Origin of the sequence: Neisseria dumasiana, from assembly GCF_022870885.1 — a bacterium.
GTDB lineage: Bacteria > Pseudomonadota > Gammaproteobacteria > Burkholderiales > Neisseriaceae > Neisseria > Neisseria dumasiana.
Map to the genome: position 1 here is coordinate 720,437 of NZ_CP091509.1, position 23,965 is coordinate 744,401.

General features: G+C 51.2%; 22 protein-coding genes. 13 read left to right on the plus strand and 9 right to left on the minus strand.

The features are described 5' to 3' along the window. Window positions 1-8: 8 nt before the first annotated feature. Together LVJ88_RS03295 and LVJ88_RS03300 are read right to left on the minus strand one after the other, a co-directional pair. On the minus strand, window positions 9-746 hold the full coding sequence (locus LVJ88_RS03295; RefSeq protein ID WP_054598876.1) for an SH3 domain-containing protein: 738 nt from the start codon (window positions 744-746) through the stop codon (window positions 9-11). After that, window positions 743-1,525, minus strand: a complete 783-nt coding sequence (locus LVJ88_RS03300; protein ID WP_085418238.1) for a tRNA threonylcarbamoyladenosine dehydratase — start codon at window positions 1,523-1,525, stop codon at window positions 743-745. Before LVJ88_RS03300 ends, LVJ88_RS03295 begins: the two co-directional genes overlap by 4 nt. Before the next feature lie 136 nt (window positions 1,526-1,661). Between LVJ88_RS03300 and LVJ88_RS03305 the strand changes: the two genes are divergently transcribed. Then, window positions 1,662-2,129, plus strand: coding sequence for a universal stress protein (locus tag LVJ88_RS03305; RefSeq protein WP_085356571.1), 468 nt, complete (start codon window positions 1,662-1,664; stop codon window positions 2,127-2,129). A 216-nt stretch (window positions 2,130-2,345) separates the two neighbouring features. On the opposite strand, the gene LVJ88_RS03310 is transcribed toward LVJ88_RS03305, so the two are convergent. Beyond that, complete coding sequence (locus LVJ88_RS03310) at window positions 2,346-2,906, minus strand: hypothetical protein (protein WP_085356601.1); 561 nt, start codon at window positions 2,904-2,906, stop codon at window positions 2,346-2,348. Between the two features lie 292 nt (window positions 2,907-3,198). Here LVJ88_RS03310 and prpF point away from each other — a divergent pair, with 292 nt between their 5' ends. Next, window positions 3,199-4,380, plus strand: a complete 1,182-nt coding sequence (gene prpF, locus LVJ88_RS03315) for a 2-methylaconitate cis-trans isomerase PrpF (RefSeq protein ID WP_085356572.1) — start codon at window positions 3,199-3,201, stop codon at window positions 4,378-4,380. A gap of 201 nt (window positions 4,381-4,581) precedes the next feature. Here prpF and LVJ88_RS03320 read toward each other — a convergent pair whose 3' ends face one another. Beyond that, entirely contained in the window at window positions 4,582-5,466 is an 885-nt protein-coding gene (locus LVJ88_RS03320) for a LysR family transcriptional regulator (protein WP_085418237.1), read from the minus strand. Window positions 5,467-5,576: 110 nt separating this feature from the next. Between LVJ88_RS03320 and LVJ88_RS03325 the strand changes: the two genes are divergently transcribed. Further along, the gene (locus tag LVJ88_RS03325; RefSeq protein ID WP_054598881.1) at window positions 5,577-5,972 is read left to right on the plus strand and encodes a DoxX family protein; all 396 of its coding nucleotides are present in this window, start codon (window positions 5,577-5,579) and stop codon (window positions 5,970-5,972) included. A gap of 166 nt (window positions 5,973-6,138) precedes the next feature. Here LVJ88_RS03325 and LVJ88_RS03330 read toward each other — a convergent pair whose 3' ends face one another. After that, the gene (locus tag LVJ88_RS03330) at window positions 6,139-7,911 is read right to left on the minus strand and encodes a transferrin-binding protein-like solute binding protein (RefSeq protein ID WP_085356574.1); all 1,773 of its coding nucleotides are present in this window, start codon (window positions 7,909-7,911) and stop codon (window positions 6,139-6,141) included. A 345-nt stretch (window positions 7,912-8,256) separates the two neighbouring features. Here LVJ88_RS03330 and LVJ88_RS03335 point away from each other — a divergent pair, with 345 nt between their 5' ends. From LVJ88_RS03335 to LVJ88_RS03350, 4 genes are all read left to right on the plus strand, one after another. Further along, window positions 8,257-9,138, plus strand: a complete 882-nt coding sequence (locus tag LVJ88_RS03335; protein WP_085418236.1) for a prephenate dehydrogenase — start codon at window positions 8,257-8,259, stop codon at window positions 9,136-9,138. A 140-nt stretch (window positions 9,139-9,278) separates the two neighbouring features. Further along, the gene (locus LVJ88_RS03340) at window positions 9,279-9,776 is read left to right on the plus strand and encodes a disulfide bond formation protein B (protein ID WP_085418235.1); all 498 of its coding nucleotides are present in this window, start codon (window positions 9,279-9,281) and stop codon (window positions 9,774-9,776) included. Window positions 9,777-9,942: 166 nt separating this feature from the next. Continuing rightward, the gene (gene trhA, locus LVJ88_RS03345) at window positions 9,943-10,569 is read left to right on the plus strand and encodes a PAQR family membrane homeostasis protein TrhA (protein WP_085418234.1); all 627 of its coding nucleotides are present in this window, start codon (window positions 9,943-9,945) and stop codon (window positions 10,567-10,569) included. A 250-nt stretch (window positions 10,570-10,819) separates the two neighbouring features. Next, window positions 10,820-11,509: an aspartate/glutamate racemase family protein gene (locus tag LVJ88_RS03350; protein WP_085418233.1), complete on the plus strand. Its 690-nt coding sequence runs from the start codon at window positions 10,820-10,822 to the stop codon at window positions 11,507-11,509. Window positions 11,510-11,599: 90 nt separating this feature from the next. Here the strand turns inward: LVJ88_RS03350 and LVJ88_RS03355 are convergent, their stop codons facing one another. The 3 genes from LVJ88_RS03355 to ccoG form a co-directional block, all read right to left on the minus strand. Next, entirely contained in the window at window positions 11,600-13,465 is a 1,866-nt protein-coding gene (locus tag LVJ88_RS03355; RefSeq protein ID WP_085418232.1) for an NAD(P)-binding protein, read from the minus strand. A 576-nt stretch (window positions 13,466-14,041) separates the two neighbouring features. After that, window positions 14,042-14,542 carry a FixH family protein gene (locus LVJ88_RS03365; protein ID WP_233127552.1) on the minus strand — a complete coding sequence of 167 codons (501 nt, stop codon included), beginning with the start codon at window positions 14,540-14,542 and terminating at the stop codon, window positions 14,042-14,044. Window positions 14,543-14,603: 61 nt separating this feature from the next. Continuing rightward, entirely contained in the window at window positions 14,604-16,037 is a 1,434-nt protein-coding gene (gene ccoG, locus LVJ88_RS03370; RefSeq protein WP_085418230.1) for a cytochrome c oxidase accessory protein CcoG, read from the minus strand. 251 nt (window positions 16,038-16,288) lie between these two features. Here ccoG and LVJ88_RS03375 point away from each other — a divergent pair, with 251 nt between their 5' ends. Then, window positions 16,289-17,593 (plus strand): aminotransferase class I/II-fold pyridoxal phosphate-dependent enzyme, encoded by a 1,305-nt coding sequence (locus tag LVJ88_RS03375; RefSeq protein WP_233127545.1) that lies wholly within the window; start codon window positions 16,289-16,291, stop codon window positions 17,591-17,593. 201 nt (window positions 17,594-17,794) lie between these two features. Then, window positions 17,795-18,802: a lipopolysaccharide heptosyltransferase II gene (gene waaF / locus LVJ88_RS03380; RefSeq protein ID WP_085418229.1), complete on the plus strand. Its 1,008-nt coding sequence runs from the start codon at window positions 17,795-17,797 to the stop codon at window positions 18,800-18,802. Between the two features lie 111 nt (window positions 18,803-18,913). Here waaF and LVJ88_RS03385 read toward each other — a convergent pair whose 3' ends face one another. Then, window positions 18,914-19,780, minus strand: a complete 867-nt coding sequence (locus LVJ88_RS03385) for a phosphatidylserine decarboxylase (protein WP_085418228.1) — start codon at window positions 19,778-19,780, stop codon at window positions 18,914-18,916. A 299-nt stretch (window positions 19,781-20,079) separates the two neighbouring features. Between LVJ88_RS03385 and LVJ88_RS03390 the strand changes: the two genes are divergently transcribed. From LVJ88_RS03390 to mutY, 4 genes are all read left to right on the plus strand, one after another. Beyond that, window positions 20,080-20,823 (plus strand): pseudouridine synthase, encoded by a 744-nt coding sequence (locus LVJ88_RS03390; protein ID WP_085364011.1) that lies wholly within the window; start codon window positions 20,080-20,082, stop codon window positions 20,821-20,823. A 147-nt stretch (window positions 20,824-20,970) separates the two neighbouring features. Further along, entirely contained in the window at window positions 20,971-21,948 is a 978-nt protein-coding gene (locus LVJ88_RS03395; protein WP_085418227.1) for a DNA polymerase III subunit delta', read from the plus strand. Between the two features lie 14 nt (window positions 21,949-21,962). Then, on the plus strand, window positions 21,963-22,319 hold the full coding sequence (locus LVJ88_RS03400; protein WP_054598893.1) for a PilZ domain-containing protein: 357 nt from the start codon (window positions 21,963-21,965) through the stop codon (window positions 22,317-22,319). 192 nt (window positions 22,320-22,511) lie between these two features. Then, a complete protein-coding gene (gene mutY, locus LVJ88_RS03405; protein ID WP_085418226.1) occupies window positions 22,512-23,561 on the plus strand; it encodes an A/G-specific adenine glycosylase in 1,050 nt (349 codons plus the stop codon). The last annotated feature ends 404 nt before the right edge of the window (window positions 23,562-23,965 follow it).

The window sequence follows — 23,965 nt, forward strand, 5'->3', positions numbered from 1 at the left end:
GGGCTTTCCTATACTTCAGGGTGCAAATAGGGGTGGACTGTTTTCAGACGGCCGTGAGAGAAAATAAACAGGGCTTCGTAAACACCTGCGCCGTCGCTGTTGAGCGCAGTCAGAAAGAAGGTATCGTCTGCGGCATTATAAAAGCAGCGGTGGCGGTGTTCGCTGATTGTGTCGAAGTAGGGGTTGAAGAGGTGTTCGAATAATACTTTGTCTGCCGCACGTTTTTTTCCGTTGCGGGTAAACACGATGCTGCGGTAATGGGTTTGGGGAATCGTGCCGTCGGTTCCCCAAACTTTTTTGCCTCGGTATTTCGTTAAACCGGCTTTGTTATTGTGGCCGGTGAATTCTTTTTTATGGGCTAAGTATGGGAAATTGCCCATGGAAACCATGAGTCCGGTGCCGTTTTTGAGGCAGCTGAATCCGTCGGGGCGGGTGGTAACGGGAATGTCAGGATAGCTGCTGACCAAGCGCAGGCGGGATTGGTGTATCCAACCGTCCAATTGTTGGCCGTTGGGGTAGCGGTATGAGCTGTAATACCAACCGTCTTTGCTTGGAGAGTCTAAGCTGTCGCCTTCGGGCGTGTAAACCCATGCGCCGTGGCGTACTTTGCCGATAATCGGGCTTTTTACGGAAGGTTCCTGCCGCATATTGGTATGGCCGTCTGAGTCGATAATTTGGGCGAATTCTGCCAGCGCGCAGTTGCAGTTAACGGTGAGCAAAACGGCGAGGGCAAAAAATGTTTTCATAGCGGTGCTTTCAGACGGCCTGCAATATGGTCGATAGCTGCCTGCGCACAATACAGGCCGAATGAGGCGGTAACCAACATGCTCGCGCCGTAGCCCGCGCAGGACAACCCTTGCGGGGCGGCATCGGCGGCGCAGGCTTCGCCTGATTGCGGCGGGGTGATGTTTTCGGTGGAAAACACGCAGGGTACGTTCATTTTGGCTTTGGTGTCGCGGGAAAAGCCGTAGCGTTTGCGCAAGGTGTAGCGCAGGTTGGCGAGCAGCGGGTCGTGGGTTACGCGGCTCAAATCGGCCGTCTGAATCAGCGCGGGGTTTTTCTGTCCGCCTGCACCGCCGCTGAGGATAAAAGGTTGTTTGTGTTGGACGAAATAGGCCGCCATTGCTGCTTTGACGCGCACTTGGTCGATGGCGTCTATCACAAAATCAAAAGGCCGTCTGAACAGTTCGTCGAGGTTTTCTTCGGTAACGAAGTCTTCGATTTCGGTGACTTGGCAGGCGGGGTTGATTTGCAGGATGCGTTCGTGCAGCGAGCTGACTTTGGCTTTGCCGAATTCGGAGGTCAGCGCGGGAAGCTGGCGGTTGACGTTGGATTCGGCCACGTTATCCAAATCAATCAAGGTCAGACGGCCGATGCCGGTGCGTGCGAGTGCTTCTACCGCCCAAGAGCCGACACCGCCGACGCCCACCACGCACACATGGGCTTGATGAAAGCGTTGCAGGGCTTCGGTGCCATACAGGCGGGCAATGCCGCCGAAGCGGCGTGTAGAAAGGGATTCGGACATGTTCGGCCTTGTGGTAAGTCAAATTCAACACAAAAAACGCTGCCAAAACAGCGCGGGGGTATTATACTTGAAGCTGGGTTTGATTCACACTTCACACAAAGGGCCGGTAAGGTGCCGTTAACCAAGGAGAACGAAGATGTATAAAAATTTAGTGGTAGCCGTAGACGGTAGCGCAACGTCTCTCAATGCCTTGAAACACGCAGCCGATTTGGCAGGTGCGGGTAACGCACGGTTGACTTTGGTGCACGTTGCCAATCCGGCCGAATATATGGCGTTGGCACCGGAGTTTCTGCAACACGAAAGTTATGAGGCTGCGGCCATCGCACAAGGCAACGAGGTATTGGACTTTGCCGAAAACAGTGCCAAAGAGCAGGGTGTGGCAGATGTGGTGAAGCATTTGCTGGTGGCCAATAAAGGTGCGCGCGAGATGGCTCAGGAGTTGGTGGACTATGCTGCTTCTCAAGGTGCCGACCTGTTGGTGTTGGGTACGCACGGCCGCAGCGGTTTGATGCACCTTTTGATGGGCAGCTTTGCCGAAACCGTGATGCGTCAAAGCCACCTGCCGCTGCTGGTTATCCGCAGCACGGAAAGTGAAAAAGAATAAATACTTTTTCAATATTGAATTTGATTGAAAGCCGGAAGCCGCCGTATATTGCGCGGCGGTTCCGGCTTTTTGTTTGTGCGGCCGTTTGGCCATTCAACTGGAATTTTTCTGCGGTTTTAGGAGCGGATTGTATGTCCGCCCCCACGTTTCAAGATGACCCGAACCGGTTTGGCTGTGCCTCGGCCTTGTTTATCGGGCATGTTGATGGGAAAACAATCAGCGGTTGGCATCCAACATGTTTTCAAACTGCTCCGTCAGCTGCTGTAAATCGATCAAGCCGGCTTGCGAAAACAGCATAAGCAGCAGCGTTCCGGCCAACAGCGTGATTAAGGCGTAAACGATATAGCCGATGATGATTTTGCCGCCTTTTTGCCCGCTTAATTTCATAAAACCGATAATCTGTACCCAAAAAATCCAAATCTGCCAAAACAAGCCGATGCTTGCCATGGCGGGCACATACAAAAGCAGCAGCGTGGGAATCGCCAGTGCTTCGGTGGCGAGTACAAAGCCCCAAAAGGGCAGGCGCGGGGCTTGGGGTTGGCGCAGCATGCCGCTCATCACGCGGCTGAGAATCAGGCATTTCAATACCGTCAGCAAAACGGCGAATACAATCAGGGGCGTGCTTTTACCGAACAAGGGAGCGGAGGCGGCGGCGTTGATAATGCCCAGCAACAGCAATACTGCCAAGTTCACGGGTATCGAATAACGGTATTCTTCGGGTTGTTTGTAACGCAGGCGCAAAACATCCCACATGTCGCGCAGAAATTGATAAAGCATAAGCGGAACGGTAAGGGTAAATAAAAAACGGCATTGTAGCGGAAAAAAGCACATCAGGCCGTCTGAAAATGTATGCTTCGACGAAACGGAGGTATGCGATATAGTCTGCAACATGCAGCCGGAGTAATACGGCACGGAACACCTTGCAGGCCGGAAGGGTTTTTGGTGTAATGCAGAAACCGCCGACACAGGCGGCTTTATGCACAGCATAGGCCGTCTGAATACTAAGGCGGGCAAGTAAGGCCGAAACGGTTTTGATAGAAGAAACAGATAATTAAAGGAGAACCACCACATGACTGCTTATCCGGCGCAAATTAAAATTCCGGCGGTCTACTACCGCGGCGGAACATCGAAAGGCGTATTTTTCAAACTCAGCGATTTGCCGCAGGCGGCCCAACAGCCGGGCGACGCGCGCGACAAAATACTTTTGCGCGTACTTGGCAGCCCCGACCCTTACGGCAAACAAATCGACGGTTTGGGCAACGCCAGTTCTTCTACCAGCAAAGCCGTGATTCTCGATAAAAGCAGCCGCCCCGATCATGATGTGGATTATCTGTTCGGGCAGGTTTCCATCGATAAACCTTTTGTCGATTGGAGCGGCAACTGCGGCAACCTTACTGCTGCCGTGGGTGCTTTCGCCATTGCCAACGGCCTGATAGATCCTGCCAAAATACCTGAAAACGGTTTGTGTACCGTGCGTATCTGGCAAAAAAATATCGGCAAAACCATAGTTGCCCATGTGCCGGTTACGAACGGCGAGGTGCAGGAAACCGGCGGTTTCGAGCTGGACGGCGTTACGTTTCCTGCCGCAGAAGTGCAGATTGAGTTTCTCGACCCTGCCGACGGAGAAGGCGATATGTTCCCCACCGGTAATTTGACGGACGAATTGGATGTGCCCGGTATAGGCCGTCTGAAAGCCACTTTGATCAATTCCGGCATTCCCACCATTTTTGTGAATGCCGAAGACATCGGCTACACGGGAACGGAGCTGCAAGACGATATCAATAATGATGCAGACGCCTTGGCCAAGCTCGAAACCATCCGCGCACACGGTGCTTTGAAAATGGGTTTGATCAGCCATCTTGAAGAAGCTGCCACCCGCCAACACACACCGAAAATTGCTTGGGTGTCTGCCCCGAAAGAATATGTGTCGTCCAGCGGAAAAAACATCCAAGCCGGCGATATTGATCTGTTGGTGCGTGCCATGAGTATGGGCAAGCTTCATCATGCCATGATGGGCACGGCTTCTGTGGCTATTGCCACCGCCGCCGCTGTTCCGGGCACTCTGGTTAATCTGGCCGCAGGCGGAGGCGGGCGTAACGAAGTCCGCTTCGGCCATCCTTCAGGCACTTTGCGCGTCGGTGCGGCTGCCGAGCAAGTTGACGGCAAGTGGACGGCAACCAAAGCCGTGATGAGCCGCAGCGCGCGTGTGATTATGGAAGGTTGGGTAAGAGTGCCCGCCGACTGTTTCTAAACTGAACGGCAAGCTACGGCAGGCCGTCTGAATGAACAACGCCGCAACCGTTTATACGGTGCGGCGTTTTTTTATGAAAGTGTAGTTATCTCTACCGTTAAATTATAGTGAACCAGCTTAAAAAATAGCACGTTGCCATATTCGGGCCACGGACGAGTATGGCGGAACCGTGATGAAAATTAAACGGTTTAAAGATATTGGCTACAAAGCAGTTTTTTCACTCAAAAAATCAATCATGCTGCGGACTTTCGCGCTGAGAAACGTTCTGTCTACATAAACCGCGTAGAGTCGGGAACGGTGGATTTTATAATCCGGCAGCAATTTCACCAGTTTTCCGGCATGGATATCTTTTTCCGTGCACCATGCCGGTTGGTAGCCGATACCTATGCCTTCGCGTATCAGCTGCCCCGTCATCAGCGTGCTGTCGCAACGCACATAAGTATTTAGCGATAAAGTTTCCGTATGGCCGTCTGAATGCTGTATTTCGATATTGCTCATATCAGTGTATGAAGGCAAAACCGCAAGATGGTGCGACATTTCTTCAGGCGTATTCGGCGTGCCGTGCCGTTTGAGATAGTCGGGTGAAGCGAGAAGATAAAATTCTATATCGGCCAAAGGCTTAACGATAAGTGCGGGATTGGGGTCGTTTGAAACCCGCAAAGCCAAATCCACACCTTCAGCAATCAAATCAACATGGCGGTTGCTTAACTGTAAGTCCAGCGAAACATCGGGGTATTGGCGGCAATATTCGGTAAGCCAGCCGCTCACGCGCGGATTGGCAAACCATTGCGGCATTGCAATCCGCAACACACCTTGCGGCTTGTCTGTGCCGCTGGCGGCAATCCGCGCCGCAGTATCGAGCGTATCCAAGGCATAGCTGCATTGGCGGAAATACGCCTCACCCGCTTCGGTAAGGTGCAGATTGCGGCTGTTGCGGTGCAGCAGTTTCGCTTGAACCGTATTTTCCAAATGGCTCACATGTTTGCTTGCCATGGCCGTGGAAATGCCGAGTTGGTCCGCCGCACGCGTAAAACTGCCGTTCTGAACCACTTGGCGGAAAACTTTCAAACTGAACAGAGTATCCATTATTTAAAAATAAGAAATGTTCTTTCAATAAAACGATTGTATATTAACATAAAGGAAAGCAATATACTGCGCCTTCTTCAATATTACACACACAAACAAAAGGAAATTTTATGAACGCTTTATCACGTTACCAACCGGTTTTACTGGCCGTTCTCCGTATCACAACCGCTTATATGTTTATATTGCACGGTACGGCAAAACTGTTCGCTCTGCCCCATGTTGAAATGTTCGACAACATGCAGATTATGTCTATTTACGGGCTGGCGGGTATTTTTGAAGTAGTCGGAGGCATATTGTTACTGCTCGGCCTGTTTACCCGCCCGGTAGCTTTTATTCTTGCCGGTCAAATGGCAGTTGCTTACTTTATGGCGCACAGCGCACCTTCGGTTTTCCTGCCGCTCTTAAACGGCGGCGAGCCGGCAGCTCTCTTCTGCTTTATTTTCCTTTACATCGCATCAGCCGGTGCAGGTGTTTGGGCATTGGATAACCGTTTGCAGAAAGCTTAATATCATTTAATTTGCAAAAAGTCGTTATTGGCGTTTTACTCAATACAGCAGCCGGGCATCGATGCCCGGCTGCTGTTAAATACCAATCATGAATAAAGGCCGTCTGAAACATTTTGTTTCAGACGGCCTTTATTCATATTGAACAGTTTACAAACGGTTTATATGGTTATTGGCGTTTTGCACCGTAACCGCCAATTAATTGCTGGTTGCCGTTAGACAAGCCGTAAGTGCCTCCGATTTCATCTACTTTGGTTCCGTAGAACTTGCCGTTCAAGCTGCCTTTGAAACCGTGTTGTGCGGTAGCAGCTTCGCCTTTAAAGGTATTGCTGTTTACTGCCCATGAGGCAGAGCCGGACATATCGTAACCGGCAGCAGGGGTTGATACCCTTGCGCCTTGTTCCAAAGTATGGAAGTGAGTATTAGAAGTTTTAAACGTCAGGCCTTTTTTAGCAAAATCGGCAACGGCCACTACATTTGCAGTTAATTGACGGGCGGGTTTGCCGGTTTCGGTAAGGTGAGCTGTTGTTAAGCCTCTGTATGTTGCTGTACCTTCGGTAGGAACATCCGAAACAGGGGTTTCATTACCTAAGCTTTGGTAACCATGGTTGATATAATTGTTTAAATCTACATAGTGTGCAAAAGTTTGCTCCGTCCATCCGGCTGCGGCGGGATCATGGAGAGTAATACGTACGCCGTTTATGAATTTAATTACATATACTCCGCCGAAAGGTTTGTCGAAATCCAATTTATTTTTGTCTTTGTGGACATAAGCAATACCGTGTAGAGCATCAGCAGTTTTATTGGCATTTTCTTTCATACCGTCAATCGCATTGTTACTGTTAGCATCTAATACAATTCTCATGAGCAGTTTGTCGGTGTGTTTGGGCTCCCATTTTTTCAGGGCTTCCCAGCCGCTTTCATCACCATTGTTGACTTTCTTCCATGCGTCATCTATTTCTTTGACAGATGTTTGAGCATTTTTGAAATCGTCGGCAACTTTGTTCAAAATACCTGTTATGCCTGTAACATCAAAGGCTTCTTGATGATTTTTCGCTATTTCCAATATATCGTTATATTCAAAATCATCAGCATAACGGGGTTGGGCTTCTTTAATTTTTTTCTTGGCATCAGCAATTGCTTTAGGATCTGCTTCAGGATCTTTCAAGGTTTCCCAAGCTTCTTTCAGTTCTTTAAATTCGGCTTTGATACGTTCATCCAAAGTTGTTTTAACTTCTGAATAAACGCCCTCTTTTTTACCAAACAAAGGAGAGATGTTTTCTTTTGTAGAACCTGCAGGCGTATATTTGGTAATAGACGAATCGGGAGTTAAAAACTCGACTTGAGTGGCCGGATTGTTTTCGGCACGGTTGGTTAATACTGCGCCGTCTAATACCACTTCATCATTTTTGTTTAGAAGCAGACTGCGGATCAGGCCGATTTGGTTATCTACAAAAGCAGGTTTGCCGTCAACCTGTCTCAATTGAAGGTGGGGATTGTGCTGTTGGGCGCCTGAAGATGAAATAAAAGAAGTATGCAAAGGAGCCGGTTTGTTTAAGGGTGCCAGGCTTTTGTTGTCTTTAATTTCCGAAGTGTGGTCAGGTTGCGGATTTGCAGGGTCGGCGGGGTTGCTGTCGTTAGATAATCCTGCCAAAGCAGCCAATGCCGCCTCCAGTTTTTCAACCGTTTGTTTACTGATCAGGGCCTTTTGGCTATCGTTTAAGCTGTTGTATGCTTTTTGAGCATTTTTGATGCTTTGTGCGTCTCCCGCATCTATTTTTTCAACGCTGTCTAACGCTTCAATCATATTTATTACTTTTCGTGCGGAAATGGCGTTATCGACGAGCTTGGCATCGGGTGAACCGCCACCGCCGCATGCTGCCAATACGGCAGAACAAATAACAGTCAGTGCGATGTGTTTTAAAGGCAATTTTTTAGACATAATATCCCCTTTTTCAATAACGGAAACAGCCGGGCAGGAAGTGCTTTGGCTTACAATTCATAACAAACATGAGAAATTGTAAATCATTGTTGATTTAAAAACAAATGTCATTAACGAATTGTGTGTTTGATGTGCTTTGAATACTTCTATTTTGCAACATATCGCTTTTGGGGCGCATGGGAGCAGTTGTTAAAGTTTGCCGGTTTGTACGGTTTGTGAGTTTCTATCTTTCCGGTTTGTATCTTTTGCTGTTTAGTTCTCTTTCACTTATTCAGCCCCTGTTAAGTGGCAGGCTGTTGGAGTAAACTTGCGTTTCCTGCCATGTCGCTACCTGATGAATTCAATATGACTGCCATTGCTCCGCTTAAAAAGATTACGCTTATCGGCGTCGGCCTGATAGGCGGTTCTTTTGTGCTTGATTTAAAACACAAAGGCTTGGTGGGTCAGGTGGCGGGCGTGGATTTGAATGCCGGTAATTTGGAGCGGGCTTTAGAGCGCAAGGTAATTGATGAGGCGTTCGGCACGGTTTGTGCGGAAGCGTTGGCGGGAGCCGATTTGGTGGTGATTGCCACTCCGGTAGCGACGCTGCCTGATGTTTGCCGCAGTTTGTGTCCGCTGTTGGATAGCCATACTGTGATTACGGATGTGGGCAGTACCAAGCAATCGGCGATTGATGCTTTCCGCCGTTATCTGCCTGAGCATCTGCCCCGATGTGTTGCGGCGCATCCGATTGCAGGGTCGGACCGCAGCGGGGCGCTGGCGGCGCAGTTCGGGTTGTTTCAAAACAAAAAGTTGGTGGTTTGTCCGCACGGAAAAGAGGATTCAGACGGCCTTTTGATGCTGGAGTCGCTTTGGCAGGCGGTGGGGGCGCGCATTTGCCGGATGGGGGCGGATGAGCACGATGCGGTTTTTGCTGCGGTTTCCCATTTGCCTCATTTGTTGGCTTATGCTTATGTGCATCAGATTGCAACGCATGCGGACGGCTCGACTTATCTTGATTTTGCCGCCTCGGGTTTTAGGGACTTTACGCGTATTGCTTCCAGCCATCCGGCGATTTGGGCGGATATCTGTATGGCCAATAAAGAGAGTTTGCTCACGTTGTTATATGGTCAGCAAAAGCAGCTCGCTGCATTGGCTGCTATGTTGGAAAATGCCGATGTTTCGGCTTTGTACCGTTATTTTGAAACGGCCAAGCATACGCGGGATGATTGGGCTGCTTCGCAATAAGTTGTAGGCTGAGGCCGTCTGAACAGCTGTTTCAGACGGCCTTATGCAAAGGTTTCAGGCTGCTCAAACGAATCGAATCTGTTTCGGTTGGCGTGTGAAGATTGTGCTGCAAATGATGTGTTAAATGGAGTGTTGATGAAATGAACGGGTTCCGAAAAGTATTGTGGTTTATCGTGCTGTTGTCTGCATGTGCTGCATTCGGTTCGTTTTATTCGCAATATGTGATGGGTTTGAATCCTTGTGTATTGTGTATTCTGCAACGTTTGGCTGTGATGGCGGTAGGTTTTTTGGCTTTGGTTTGCGCGTTATTCAGCCAAACCGGTAAGGCGGCGCGTATGGTGAGTGCGCTGTTGGTGAGTATTCCGGCGGTTTATGGCGCAGGGGTTGCGGTTTATCAGCTTTATATTCAAAGCCTGCCGCCCGGTGCGGCTCCGGCATGCGGTGCGCCGTGGACTTTCCGTTTGCGCGATTGGCCTTTGTTTGAGTGGTATGAGCCGGTGATACGCGGTTTCGGCGATTGCGCCGTTCCCGATTATGTTTTGGGCATTCCTTTGCCGGTATGGAGCGTGCTGTATTTCGGCTTTGTAGGTTTGCTGGTGTGGGCGGGCTGGTTGAAAAGCCGTAAGGCTTTGCTATAAGGTGTTTGCAGCATAGTCGGTTTGTGTGCCGGAAAAGTTATTCGGGCTTGAAGATCAGTTGAACGGGCGTGCCTCTTTTAAATTTATTTAATCATTTCGGGCTGCATTTGCTTTTTAAAATACAGTACACTGGCAGCGTTATTAAAGATAAAAACGATTATTAATTATGTATGTAGGCGAACGGTTTAATGCGTACAGCCATCTGGTGGGCTCACTGCTGGCCGTAACCGGCTTGGTATTTTTGCTGGTTAAGGCGGTGGAAACGATGGATGAGTATAAAATCGTGAGTGCGGCCGCTTATGGTTCGTGTCTGATTATTCTCTATGCCGGCTCAACGGTTTATCACAGCGTTTCGCGGCCTAAGGCTAAAGCGGTTTTGCAGAAAATCGATCATTGCGCCATTTATCTGTTGATTGCCGGCAGCTATACGCCTTTTACTTTGGTATCGCTGCATGGTGCATGGGGTTGGTCTCTTTTCGGCGTATCTTGGGGTTTGGCCCTTTTCGGCATCATTCAGGAATTGACCATCAGCCGTAAAAGTGAAAAACGCAGGCTTTCGATGTTTTTATATGTGTTGATGGGCTGGCTGATTTTGGTGGCGATTTATCCGCTTACCAAGAGTTTGCCGGCGGAAGGTCTGTTTTGGCTGGTGTTGGGCGGCTTGCTTTACAGTGCAGGCATTTATTGGTTTATCAACGACGATAAAATCAAACACGCCCACGGTATATGGCATCTGTTTGTGCTGGGCGGAAGCTTGGCGCAATTTATCTGCGTGTATTTCTATGTGATTTAGGGTGTTGCTTATACTGTTTACGGTTTGCCGTCTTGTATCAACCAGTTTATTTGTTACATAGAAACGGGAGCCGTGTTTCAGACGGCCTGCGGCCTTTGGATAATCCTCTTATGCAGCCCATTTCTGGATTGTTTGCTGTTCTCGCTGTGCTGCTGATTCTTGTATTGCATACACAGTCGGAAGCAAAGGTTTCAGATTTGGTTGTGCGGCATACTTACATGGTGTTGCACGGTTTCGGAAAGTAAGCAGAATGAAAACATTAGGCATCATCGGCGGCATGAGTGCAGAGAGTACCGTGTTGTATTATCAAATCATCAACCGTGAAACCAATGCGCGCTTGGGTAGCAACCACAGTGCCGACATCTTGATGCACAGTGTTGATTTTGAAAAGATTGTAGCGTTGCAGAAAGCAGGCGACTGGGCAGCTGCCGGAGCGTTGTTGGCGGAAAGTGCGCGCAAATTGGAGAGCATGGGTGCGGATGTGTTGGTGTTGGCAACCAATACCATGCATAAAATCGCACATGTGATTGAGCAGGCTGTAGATATTCCGTTGCTGCATGTGGTGGATGCGACTGCGGAGACGGTCAAAGCCCGAGGCGTGAAGCGTGTCGGGTTGTTGGGCACACGGTTTACCATGAGCGACGGTTTTTATTCGGAACGGATGGTCAAGCTCGGTGTGGACGTTATGGTGCCGTCTGAAAAAGAGCAGGCGGAAATCCACCGGATTATTTTTGAAGAACTGTGTTTGGGCAGGGTTTGCGCCGATTCCAAAAGTTATTATCAGCAAGTGGTGCGCCGTTTGCAGGAAAGCGGGGCAGAAGGTGTGGTTTTGGGTTGTACGGAAGTCGGTTTGCTGTTGAAAGAAAACGATTGTCCGCTGCCTCTGTTCGACAGCGCTCAAATTCATGCCTTAGCTGCGGTAGATGCTGCTTTGTCTTAAAAACTTAAAACCGTTGAGGCCGTCTGAAATCTGTTTTTCAGACGGCCTCAACGGTTTTGCTTTACCGGTTAAACAATAACGGCTCCGCAATTAAGCCAATGCTTCTTCCACGGCACGGTAGGCTTGGTCGATGGCTCCGTTGACATAAGGCATCCATGCGGCATCGGCTCCGGCAATAAAAATGTTGCCTATGCGCTTTTGCATGGATGAGGTGGCGTTTTCTGCGCTGCTGTCCGAATCCCACAAACCGGTTTGTTCGTAGCTGTAACCGTGCGCCCAGCGGTTTAATGTAACGGCCACCAACACCGTATCGAGCTTTTCACCGGCAACGTCGTAAATGCTGCGCAGCTGATCAAGCATTTCTTTTTCAAGGCTCTCGTAACTTTGGCTGTTTAAGGCGCGGCGGCCGCTTTTATACATATCGCGGGCGGTTTGGCCGGTGAAATCGGTGGCGATGCGAACCATGTGGATAACCATGGGTTCGTCTGCCGTTTGCGGAAACTGATAACCGCCCATGCTCACGGGGTCGTCGAGTTTGACGAGGCAATAGGGTGCGTCGGGTGCGTAGAGTGAATGCACGCCGAGCTTTTGGAAGGCTTTGGAGTTCTTGACCACGGCTTTGCCATAAACCATCGGCACTTTGACGTTGGTGAGCGAAGCAGTTTTTTGTGCATCGGGCATTTCGGGGATCACGCGGGCGGCCAGTGCGCTGTGTCCGGCGAAAATGGCTTGTTTGGCCTGCACTTGTTTGAGGTTTTCGCCATCGTGCGGCATGTAGGCAACGGCTACGCCGTCCGAATTGTTTTCGATACGCAGTGCGGTGCTGTTCAGACGCAGGCGTACTTGGTTTTCGGGCAGGTCGAGTTTGGCGTAGTCGAATTTGGCCAAAACGATGTCTTCCATCGTGTGGCCTGGTGCCGAATCGGGAATCATTTTGCGGACGAGCATTCGGGCAATGGAGGCGTTGCCGTCGGGGAAGTGGTAGATATAGGGTTCTTCTTCCGATGCTTCGTGGGTCAGGCCGAGGTTTTGCACGCCGGGGTAGCCGTCTTCCAGTGCTTCCTGCACGGAGATGGCGTTGATGGCGTGTCCCCAATATTCGGAACTGATGTTTTTGAGATATTTCAATGCGCCTTCGGGCAGTTTGGCTTCGTTTTTCAGGAAGTCGTAATAGCTGGTGTTTTCAGCAAAATCGGCACGTTCGCCGTCGGTTTTGCCTTCGAGATAGTCGGCCGGGGCGGTGTAAAGTGCGATGAGTGCTTTTTTGTCGGCTTCCGGCAGCGGAAAGCGGTTGATGATATCGGCTGCTTTTTCTTCGCCTGCTTCAGGTACGGCGGCAACAACGGCGTTTTTGCCGAACGAAGCGGCGTTAAAGAAAATGCCTTCTTTGAGTTTGCGCTTGGTTTCGTATAAATCTTGATGGAAATAATCGGCAAATTTGGTGTAGTCGATACCGATATCTTTGAGCAGGGCGAGCGATTCTTTGGAATATTCGGATTCGGGCGAATCGATGGATTCGCTGCCTGCATAGGAAATAAGCAGTCTGCCGTTAACGGTAAATTCGTTGCGTTGGGCGTGGCCGCCGAAATCATCGTGGTTGTCGAGCAGCAGGATTTTGGCTTGAGGGCGTTGTTTTTGGTAGAGATAAGCTGCAGTCAGGCCGCTGATGCCGGCACCGATAACAACGAGATCGTAATGTTCTTCGGCCGCACCGGGCAGGGTGTAGTTTTTGTTTTGCAGAGCGATGCTGTGGGCGGCTCTTTGAACACCGTCGGCATCACCGCGCAAACCGAGCAGGGCGGGCGGATAGTAGGTGGCGTTGACGGCGGCGTTAACGGAAGATTCGAGCGTTTGCGGGGAAAATAATTTGTAGATTTTATAACCGCCCAGCATCGCTGTGCCGGTAACGGCGGCGGAGCCGGCTAGGAACGCGCGGCGCGAGAGTTTGCGTTTCATAAACTTCCTGATTGATATGGGTTAAAGTTGTGTGCCTGTTGCGTGCCCGTTTAGCCCGGGTTGGGGTATGTTTGGCGGCTCATACAGTATGAGACTTTTATAAAACCCCTGTCTGCGGTATGCCCGCTTACTTATCTGTTTGATATGTGCCTGCCCCGATATTGCAAACAGACTTGATTTGCTACGGTCTTGCGGCGGCTTGCCGTATGTTGCAAACATAGATTAATGATGGCGGCAAAACGGGTAGGAATGTGAAAAGGGCATAAGTCTAACAAATTATGTGTTCGTCGGACTACAAACGGCATGAAAAAAATGATTGTGTGATTGATATTTGCGACAGATAGTGTTGAGGCGAGAGTCTGAGCCCTTTACAAAACCCCGGTTGCGGCGCATTTCGGCGTTGTGCGTTGCCCGACTGTTTGCTTATCTGTGTGATATGTCTTGCATTCGTCGGGTTGCTGCGTGTTGAACTGCATTAACATTCGAAGGTTTTGTAAAGGTGTGAGGCCGTCTGAAAAATGGTTTTCAGACGGCCTTTTGAATATATCTGTTCCGGCAAAATGGTTACGGTAACGGTTACTGGTCGGAGGCGGGAAGGTCAACCAGTTTTTCTTTGGCTTTGAGATTGACGGCATAGCCTTGGTTTTCAATCCATTTCTCTTCTACGCGCCATTTGCCGTCGGTATCTTCGACCCGTACATACCAGTGGTGGGTAGCGGGCAGGGGCTTGAATACGGCGTTGTATTCGGCTTTGTTGCCGGAAAGCGTGCCGCTTTGGACGGCTTGCAGTTTCACGGTTTGGTCGTCAGACTTTTTGGCCGGATGCATCAATACCAAATTCAATGTTTTGTTGCGGTCGAAATCACCGCTCACGAAAACTTTGGCGGCGTTTTTATCGGGGCTGATCAGCACTTGTGCGGTGATGCCGCGCTTAAGGGCTTCTGCGTCGCGGTGCAGCTGTAAGTCGATGTGTTTACCGTCTTTGTAGTAATCGTCGCTGACCAAATCGGCGGAATTGCTTTTGGCCAGATAGAAAGTGTAAAAAGCGGCAACCACCACGATGGCGGGCCCCGCCATCAGCAGCCAGGGCCACGGTTCTTTGTACCAAACTTTGGATTTTTTGGCGCGGTCGGTCACATTATTCTCCGATAAACGATGATTTTTCAGTAAGCGTATTGGTTTCGTTGCTGCCGCTCTCGCGATAGGTAAATTCAAACTCAATCGGATGGCTGCCTTTGTCGGCATATTCCGGAATGGTGGATACTTGTACCGGCACGGTAATGGTTTCTTTCGGCGGAACTTTGATGCCGTCTGAAGGCAGGCCGGTTAGGGCGATTTCGTCGAAACCGCTGACTTTGGCCGTGAGCACCTGTTCCTGTTCGCTGTCGTTGATGATGCGCAGATTATAAGCGTTTTCCAGCCAGCCGTTGCTGTTTTCGCGCAGCATCACGCCGCGGTCTTTGATGATGTCTACGCTCATGGTTGCGCGGGTGGCGATGCCGGTAATCATGGCGGTTACGGCCACCAACAATACCGCTCCGTAGCCGATCACACGCGGGCGCAGCAGGCGTTTTTTGATGTCTTTGTCGGCGTATTCGTGCTTGAGTGCGCTTTCGGTGGTGTAGCGGATGAGGCCGCGCGGATAGTTCATTTTATCCATGATTTCGTCGCAGGCATCGATACAGGCTGCGCAGCCGATACATTGGTATTGCAGGCCGTCGCGGATGTCGATGCCGACGGGGCATACCTGCACGCACATGGTGCAGTTGATGCAGTCGCCCAGTTGGGTGTCTTCTTTGCTGGCGGATTTTTTGCGTGCGCCGCGGGGTTCGCCGCGTTCTTCGTCGTAAGAGATAATCAACGTGTCTTTATCGAACATGGCGCTTTGGAAGCGGGCATACGGGCACATGTATTTGCACACTTGCTCGCGCATTTGGTGCGCCATCAGCCACGTCATAAAGCCGTAGAATGCGGCGGCAAACAGCGAACCGCCTCCGGCCTGCAAAGTAAAGATGGCCGGTACGAACTCGCGGATGGGGGTGAACCAGCCGGCAAAGGTGATGCCTGTCCACGCGCATACGGCGAAAATCAGCAGGTATTTGGTCAGCTTGATGCGGATTTTGCGGAAATTCCACGGTTCTTTGTCGAGTTTCAGGCGTTTGTTGCGGTCGCCTTCAACCAAGTGGTCTATCCACAACATGATTTCGGTGTACACCGTTTGCGGGCAGGAATAGCCGCACCACAAGCGGCCGGCGATGGTCGTCCACCAAAACAGGCCGAACGCGGAAATAATCAGCAGCAGCGTCAGATAAATCAAATCGCCCGTACCCAACGAGAGGCCGAAAATATAGAAGTGGCGCTCGGGAATATCAAACAACACGGCTTGGCGGCCGCTCCAGTTGAACCACGGAATCACATAAAACACAAATTGCGTTGCCAATACCGCCAAAATGCGCAGATTGCTGAAACGGCCTTTGGCCAGTTTGGGGTGAATGCGTTTGGCTCCTTGGTAAAGTTGGATAACCTGCTCTTTGGGCTGGTTGGGTGTTTTGCCTTTCTGTTCGCTAGACATCACAGTGTTCCTTAAATTTTTTATGTTTTACGGCGCGTTTTCCAACGGCCTGATTTGCTTATTATAACAGTTTCATGATTTCAGACGGCCTCAAGAAGGTTAAAACGGGAGGCCGTCTGAAACAGCCGAAATCATCAAGGTTTGCGTTTGCGCCTTGCCGTGCCGGAGTTGTGCGCTTGGCAAGTAACGCTTGCCTCTCAAGAAAAAATCCATTAAATTATTTTGTATTAGAACAAAACGGATTTTGTATTGTGGAATTAAAACCTAAAGGAAGCACCGCTGTCAATATCGCCCAATCCATCAGCAGCCTGATACGCGAAGAAGTGTGGCCTGCGGGCTACCGGCTGCCTACGGTGCGCAATTTGGCCGAAGATTTGGGGGTCAATCCCAATACCGTATCGGCTGCTTACAAGCAGTTGCGTGATGCCGGTATGATTGCCACCGACGGTAGGCGAGGCAGTTTCGTGCCGGCAAAAACCGAAATCCTGCACACCGAAAGCGCCGTGCCGAAAGGTTTGGTGGATTTGGCTTCCGGCAATGTCGACCGCAAACTGTTGCCGGAGCTGCCGCCTTCGTTGCTGGACGGCTACCATTTGGCAACCGACGTCGGCGGCAGGGGCGACAATCCCGAGTTGATGGCACATATCGAACATTGGCTGCGCGACAACACCGGCATTGAAAACAGCGAGATAGTGTTGTTTTCCGGCAGCTTGGACATTATGGAACGCGCCCTTAGTCAGCGTTGTATGCCCGGTGCCAAAGTGTTGGTGGAAAGCCCTTGTTGGCTGCCTTTGCTGGCCTTGTTGTCGAACCTGCGCCTCGAAGCCGTGCCCGCCGAATTGGACGAAGAAGGCGCGCTGGTGCCGGAGCATGACGACTTAAGCGGCGTGTCTGCCGTTATCTTAACGGCGCGAGCACACAGCCCGACGGGGGTTTGTTACAGCCGCCGCCGCTGGCAGGAATGGCAGCGGGCGTTGTCGCAACATAATGCGCTGCTGATTGTGGACGACCATTGGGGCGCGCTCAGCCGCCATCCGTTTTACGGCATGCAAGGTTTTGATAACGAATGGATTTACAGTACATCGACCAGCAAGTTTCTCGGTACCGATGCGCGGATTGCCATTGCCGCCGGTAACGGCCATACACTCAAGGCGATGAAAAAACGCTTTTCGCTGGGGCCGCGCTGGATTAGCAAACTTTTGCAGCATGTTACTTTGCAACTGTGGCGGCAACTCGGTTCAGACGGCCTCAAGGCTGTGGCAGAAAGTTATCATGCGCGCCGTTGCCGTTTGATCGAGTGCTTGAACAATCACGGAATCAGCGTGCCGGGAAGCAGCGGGGAGGGCCAGCATATTTGGCTGCCGGTACAGAACGAGGCACAGGTGATTCAGTTTTTGGCAGCCAAAGGTTGGGCGGTGCAGAGCGGAGCGGCGTTTAATTTGTCGAAACAACCCGCCGTGCGCATCACCATCGGCAATTTGAGTTGGGAGGATTGCGGCACATTGGCCGACGATATCGCCGATACGCTGGCTGCCGGAAGCAGAACCTTATATTGAACCGCACCAATAAATTTAATTCTGTGTGCCGAGTGCGGCACGTTACGGTCAATAACCTATTTTGAATACACGGCGGTAAGCCGCAGCAGCCCCGAATTAACATTAAAAAGTGAAGTTGATTGGCTATAAAAGGTACAATAAGCGGCTCGGTTATGTTGCCGGGTCGGTTGAAAAACATACACAAGCCACCGTATTTTAAATATGCCTAAAAAAATTCTGATTATTTCTCCCAGCTGGATCGGCGATTGCGTGATGACCCAGCCGCTTTACCGCCGTTTACACGAATTTAATCCCGGTGTAACCATTGATGTGTTTGCGCCGAAGTGGTCGATGGCGGTATTCGAGCGCATGCCCGAAGTGAACGACATTATTGAAAACCCGTTCGGACACGGCGCTTTGCAACTCAAAAAACGCATTCAAACGGGCAGGGTGTTGGGCAAGCGCGGCTATGATCAGGTGATTGTGCTGCCCGGTTCGCTCAAGTCGGCGCTGATTGCCGCGGCTACCGGCATCAAAAAGCGCACCGGTTATGTAGGCGAATCGCGCTATCTGCTGTTAAACGATATCCGCAAGCTCGACAAACAGGCGCTGCCTTTGATGGTGGACCGCTACACCGCGCTGGCGCATCCTTCCCAAGCCGATTTCAACGGCCGTTCCGACCATCCCCTGTTCAGCATCAAACTTGAAAGCCGCAGTGCAGCTTTGGCCGCGCACGGTTTGAATACAGAAAAGCCTGTGCTGGCGTTTTGCCCCGGAGCAGAATTCGGCCCGGCCAAACGCTGGCCCGCGCGCCATTTTGCCGAACTCGCCCGCCGTTATCAGGCGCAAGGTTGGCAGGTTTGGCTGTTTGGTTCGCAAAAAGATTTTGATATTGCAGAAGAAATCAATACGCTTTCAGACGGCCTGTGTGTCAATTTGTGCGGCAAAACCAGTTTGTCGGAAGCGATAGATTTGCTCGGATGTGCCGACGCTGTAGTGTGCAACGACAGCGGCCTGATGCACTTGGCCGCCGCATTGGGGCGCAAACTGGTGGCGGTTTACGGCTCTTCCAGCGCCGACCACACGCCGCCTTTAAGCAGCCAAGCCGCCATAGTGAGCCTGAATTTGGACTGCTCGCCGTGCTTTCAGCGCGAATGCCCGTTGGGGCATATGGATTGTTTGAACAAGCTAACGCCCGATTATGTTCAGCAGGCGTTGGAAAGTTTGTAAATAAAGTTTGAGGCCGTCTGAAAAAATCCCGCAGCTCTTGTTACAAGAAACTGCGGGATTTTTTTCAGACGGCCTCATCAGACCAAGAGAATAGGGTTGTGCGAAACCCCCTTATTCCTGTTTGCCGAATTCTTTTTCAACTGCCGCGCGTACTTTTTCGGCTGAGGCTTCGATGTCGGTTTGGCTGACGGTGTGGCCGGTTTCAACCGCTTCGGTAGCCGCGGGTGTGGAAGCGGGTTCGGCAGCGAAATTCTGCACAGCCGGCACTTCTTCTGCTGTTTGGGTTTCGGCAGTTTGGCGGACAGGTTCGGTTTTCGGTGCGGCCGGCGCGGTCAGCGGCAGGCGTGCCAAAATGGTGCTGGTGCCGCTTACTTTGTCGCCGATGGCCACTTGCGCCTGTGCGTCCAACGGCAGATATACGTCAACACGCGAACCGAAGCGGATAAAGCCGTAACGCTCGCCGCGGCGCAGCGTGTCGCCCACGCGGGTGTAGCACAAGATACGGCGCGCCACCAAGCCGGCCACCTGAACAAAAGTTACTTCACGGCCGCTGCGGGTGGTGGCCAATACCGCGTTACGTTCGTTTTCGGTGCTGGCTTTGTCGAGCGCGGCATTTAAAAATTTGCCGGGGTTGTATTCCACCGCCGTTACCGTGCCGTCGATGGGAGAGCGTTGGGAATGCACGTTAAACACATTCATAAATACGCTGATTTTCAACGACTCGACTTGGCGGTAGGGGTCGGTAGCGCGTTCAACCACCACGATGCGGCCGTCCACCGGGCTTAACACCGCATCTTCGTCTTGAGGGGTAGGGCGCGCGGGGTCGCGGAAAAACTGCAATGCGAAAACGGTAAACACCCAGAAAGGCAGCGACCACCAACCTGCCGACACCGTAACCAGAATGCTGATAATCAAACCGCCGACGATAAACGGCCAGCCTTCGCGGGCAATAATCGGATGAGGGTAAAAACTGGGCATGGCGTTTCCTTTTGTGCAAATGAAAATATCTCTCGAATTATAGCCGATAACCGCGGGTAAAGGGCAAAGCAGACGGTGGGCGCAGGTGCATAGGCCGTCTGAAAAACATATCGGGCGTGGGGCGGGCAAGGATGCTCTCCCTACTATATAATTGCGTTTTAACACATAATCGGTTAACCGATGGCCTGCTGCGGTATGTGTGCCGGCACCGGTTGCGGGCGCGTTTTCCGGCGGAACGCGCGCCAAGCAGACGGTGGGCGCGGCAAAGGTTTCAGGCCGTCTGAAAGGCTTTTTTTATCATGCAACCACCCTCTAACGAACCGGTACGCCTCTCCAAACGCATGGCCGAGTTGGGCTTGTGTTCCCGCCGAGAAGCCGACAGCTACATCGAGCAAGGCTGGGTCAAAGTCAACGGGCAAACTGCCGTACTCGGCCAAAAAGTGACCGCCGCCGACCGCATCGACCTCAACAAACAGGCGCACGAAAAGCAGGCGCAGCGGGTAACGATTCTGCTCAACAAGCCGGTGGGTTATGTAAGCGCACAGGCCGAAAAAGGCTATAAATCGGCTGCCGAACTGATTACGCCCGAAAACCATTGGGAAGGCGACACCAGCCGCATCGAGTTCAGCGAAAAACACCGCTTCGGGCTGGCACCGGCGGGGCGTTTGGACATTGATTCGGTGGGCTTGCTGGTGTTGACGCAAGACGGCCGCATCGCCAAACAGCTCATCGGCGAGAACAGCAGCAGTGAAAAAGAATACCTCGTGCGCGTGCGCGGCAAGTTGAGCGACGAAGGTTTGAAACTGCTCAATCACGGCCTGAGCCTCGACGGCGAAAAGCTCAAGCCCGCGCAAGTGGAATGGCAAAACGAAGACCAACTGCGCTTTGTGTTGAAACAAGGCAAAAAACGCCAAATCCGCCGCATGTGCGAATTAGTCGGCCTGCGCGTTACCGGCCTGAAACGCATCCGCATGGGCAAAGTGAAATTGGGCCGCCTGCCGCCGGGAAAATGGCGTTATCTGCGCCATGACGAGCAGTTTTAAGAGGTGGTTGCAAAGCCTGTTTGCAAAGCTGCGGCAAGAGCATCGGTGTGCCAACAAAACCCTGAGAGGCCGTCTGAAAACAATGGTTCAGACGGCCTGAATATCCTTAAGGTATAATGCCTGCTTTCTTTCAAGTGTATTTTTCACATGATTTATCCGTGGCATCGAACCCAATGGCAGCAAATCGCCGCCCACAGGCACAATCTGCCTAACGCATGGCTGTTTACCGGCAAGGAAAACACCGGCAAAACCGCGTTTGCCCGCCATACCGCACAAGCCCTGTTGTGCGAAAACCCCGCAGCAGAAGGAGAGCCTTGCGGCGTATGCCCGTCGTGCCATCTGTTCGGCCAAAACAGCCACCCCGATTTTTACGAGCTGACACCGGAAATCCCCGAAGGCGAGGCAGTCGGGCGCAAGCTGTTGCAGATTAAAATCGATGCCGTGCGCGATATTGTCGATAACATTCATTTAACCTCCGTGCGCGGCGGCAGGCGGATTGTGTTGGTGCATCCGGCCGAAAGCATGAACCTTCAGGCGGCCAACGGTTTGCTCAAAGTACTGGAAGAGCCGCCTGAAAACGTATTGTTTCTGCTGGTAACGCACGCACGCGACAAACTGCTGCCCACCATCAAAAGCCGCTGCCGCCAAATGGTGCTGCCCGCACCGTCGCACCAAGAGGCTTTACAGTATTTGCAGCAACGCGGCACGGAGCAGGCCGAAGCGTTGCTGGCTTTTCACGGCGGTGCGCCGTTGTTTGAACACACTCCCGATTTGGACGATCTTCGCCAAGATTTGCTCGACCTGCTGTCCGCCCCGCGCCTGCTGGCGATTCTCGATTACGCCGCCGCATTCGACAAACACAAACAGCCGCTGGCGGTTTTTCTCGACTGGCTGCACAAATGGCTGCTCGATGTGGGTTTGGCGCAACAGCGTATGCCGCCGCTGTATTACCCGCAATACGCGGCTGCGCTGGAAAAAACAGGTGCAAAAACTTCTCCTGCCGCTTTGTTCGCACTTATAGGCCGTCTGAACCGTTTAAGCCCTTACGGACACCATACCTTGAGTGTTAAAATGCAGCTCGAATACTTACTCACCGAGTATCTTAACTTTTGGCAAAACAAATAAATAAGGGAAAATATATGGATACCGCAAAAGACCTGCCGGGCAAAATGATGACTTTGCAATTAAAAGAAAAAGTTGCCCTGTATAACTGCTACATGCCTTTTCTGGAACACGGCGGCCTGTTTGTGCCTACCGACGATGCCTTTTCTTTGGGGGAAGAAGTATTGCTTGCCCTTGAATTGACCAACCATCCGGGCAAAAGATTTCTGCGCACCCAAGTGGCTTGGATCAACCCCGCGCGCACCTCTGTGAACCGCCCCAAAGGCGTAGGTTTGGCGTTTGGCAACGATGAAATCTGCATTCAAACCAAAAACCTGATCGAAACCGAGTTGGGTACAAGCATCCGTAGCGACCGTGCCACTTTCACGCTGTAAAACAAAACGGTTATGTTGCTTTGCAGCTGTTCTGATATCGGATTCGTGATGCCGTCTGAAACTGACTGATTCAGACGGCCATGCTTATGGCAACATCTTTGCCCGAATGCCTGCTAACTTGAATATTCTTAATTATTCATCTTCCAAAATATTATAAAAACTTCGTTTTTTGATACCTTCTGCACCGTAGTTATGTCTGCACCCACATTTTCCGAACGCCTCGTCCGCTGGCAGAAAGCACACGGCCGCCATCACTTGCCGTGGCAGGTACGCCATCCTTATAACGTATGGCTTTCGGAAATCATGCTGCAACAAACGCAGGTGGCCACCGTTTTAGACTACTATCCCCGCTTTGTCGCCCGGTTTCCCACCGTTCGCAGCCTTGCTGAGGCTGGTCAAGACGAAGTGTTGAGTTTGTGGGCGGGTTTGGGTTATTACAGCCGCGCCCGCAACCTGCATAAAGCTGCCAAACAAGTGGTAAACGATTTCGGCGGTGAATTTCCCGAAAGCCGCGAGGGCTTGGAAAAACTGTGCGGCGTAGGCCGGAGCACCGCTGCCGCCATCGCCGCATTTGCTTTTCTGCAACGCGAAACCATCTTAGACGGCAATGTGAAGCGCGTTTTGTGCCGCGTGTTTGCCCGCGACGGCAACCCGTCCGATAAAAAATTCGAACAAGAATTATGGGATTTGGCCGAAAGCTTGCTGCCGCACTCAAGCGAAGCCATGCCGGCTTACACGCAAGGCTTAATGGATTTGGGCGCAACCGTGTGTAAGCGCACCAAACCCTTATGTACACAATGTCCGATGGAAGATATCTGCGAAGCCAAAGCCCAAAACCGCATTGCCGAACTGCCGCGAAAAAAATCCCCGCCGAAGGTTCACACCCTGCCGCTGTATTGGCTGGTGTTGCGCAATCCGAAAGGCGAAGTATGGTTGGAAAAACGCCCGCCAAAAGGCATTTGGGGCGGCTTATATTGCGTTCCCTGTTTTGAAGCGCTTGAGGATATGTACCGTTATGCCGAAAAGTTTACAGACTGTTCAGACGGCCTTAACGAAGCATTGCCCCTTACCCACCGACTTACCCACCGATTATTGCTGATTACCCCTTTTACCGCCGTTGCCTGTTCCAACAGGCCGTCTGAAAACCGTTCAGACGGCCTGTGGGTTGCCGAGCAGGATTTACCCGATTACGGCTTACCCAAACCGTTGGAAAATTATTTTTCCAAGCCTGCTTTGTACTGAATGCCGAAGAATTAAAGTGCTCGGCAAAACGGGAAAAGATTTGAATCGGGAAAAGATTTGAATAATGTGATACAGATGTCAGGTTGTGTTGTTATTTATAGTCAACTAAATTACTTTTCGCTACGGTGTTGCTACGCCTCGGCTCAAAGAGAACCACTGCGTAGCCGTACAACCGGCAACAGAATCGGTTGCATACAGCCTGTACTGCCTGCGGCTTGATATCTTGAATTAAAAATAAGCTGATTGATTTCGGCTTACTTCAGCCGTATATTTTCGTGTGCTTAAATTGTTCGGTTGTGTATTTTATTTATCAAAAAAGAAAATAATGTGTGCTTTTTTGAGATTTTTATTTTCACAAAAGAAAATTTTAAGTAAGCCGTTTTTCAAAACGCCCGAAAAGGCTT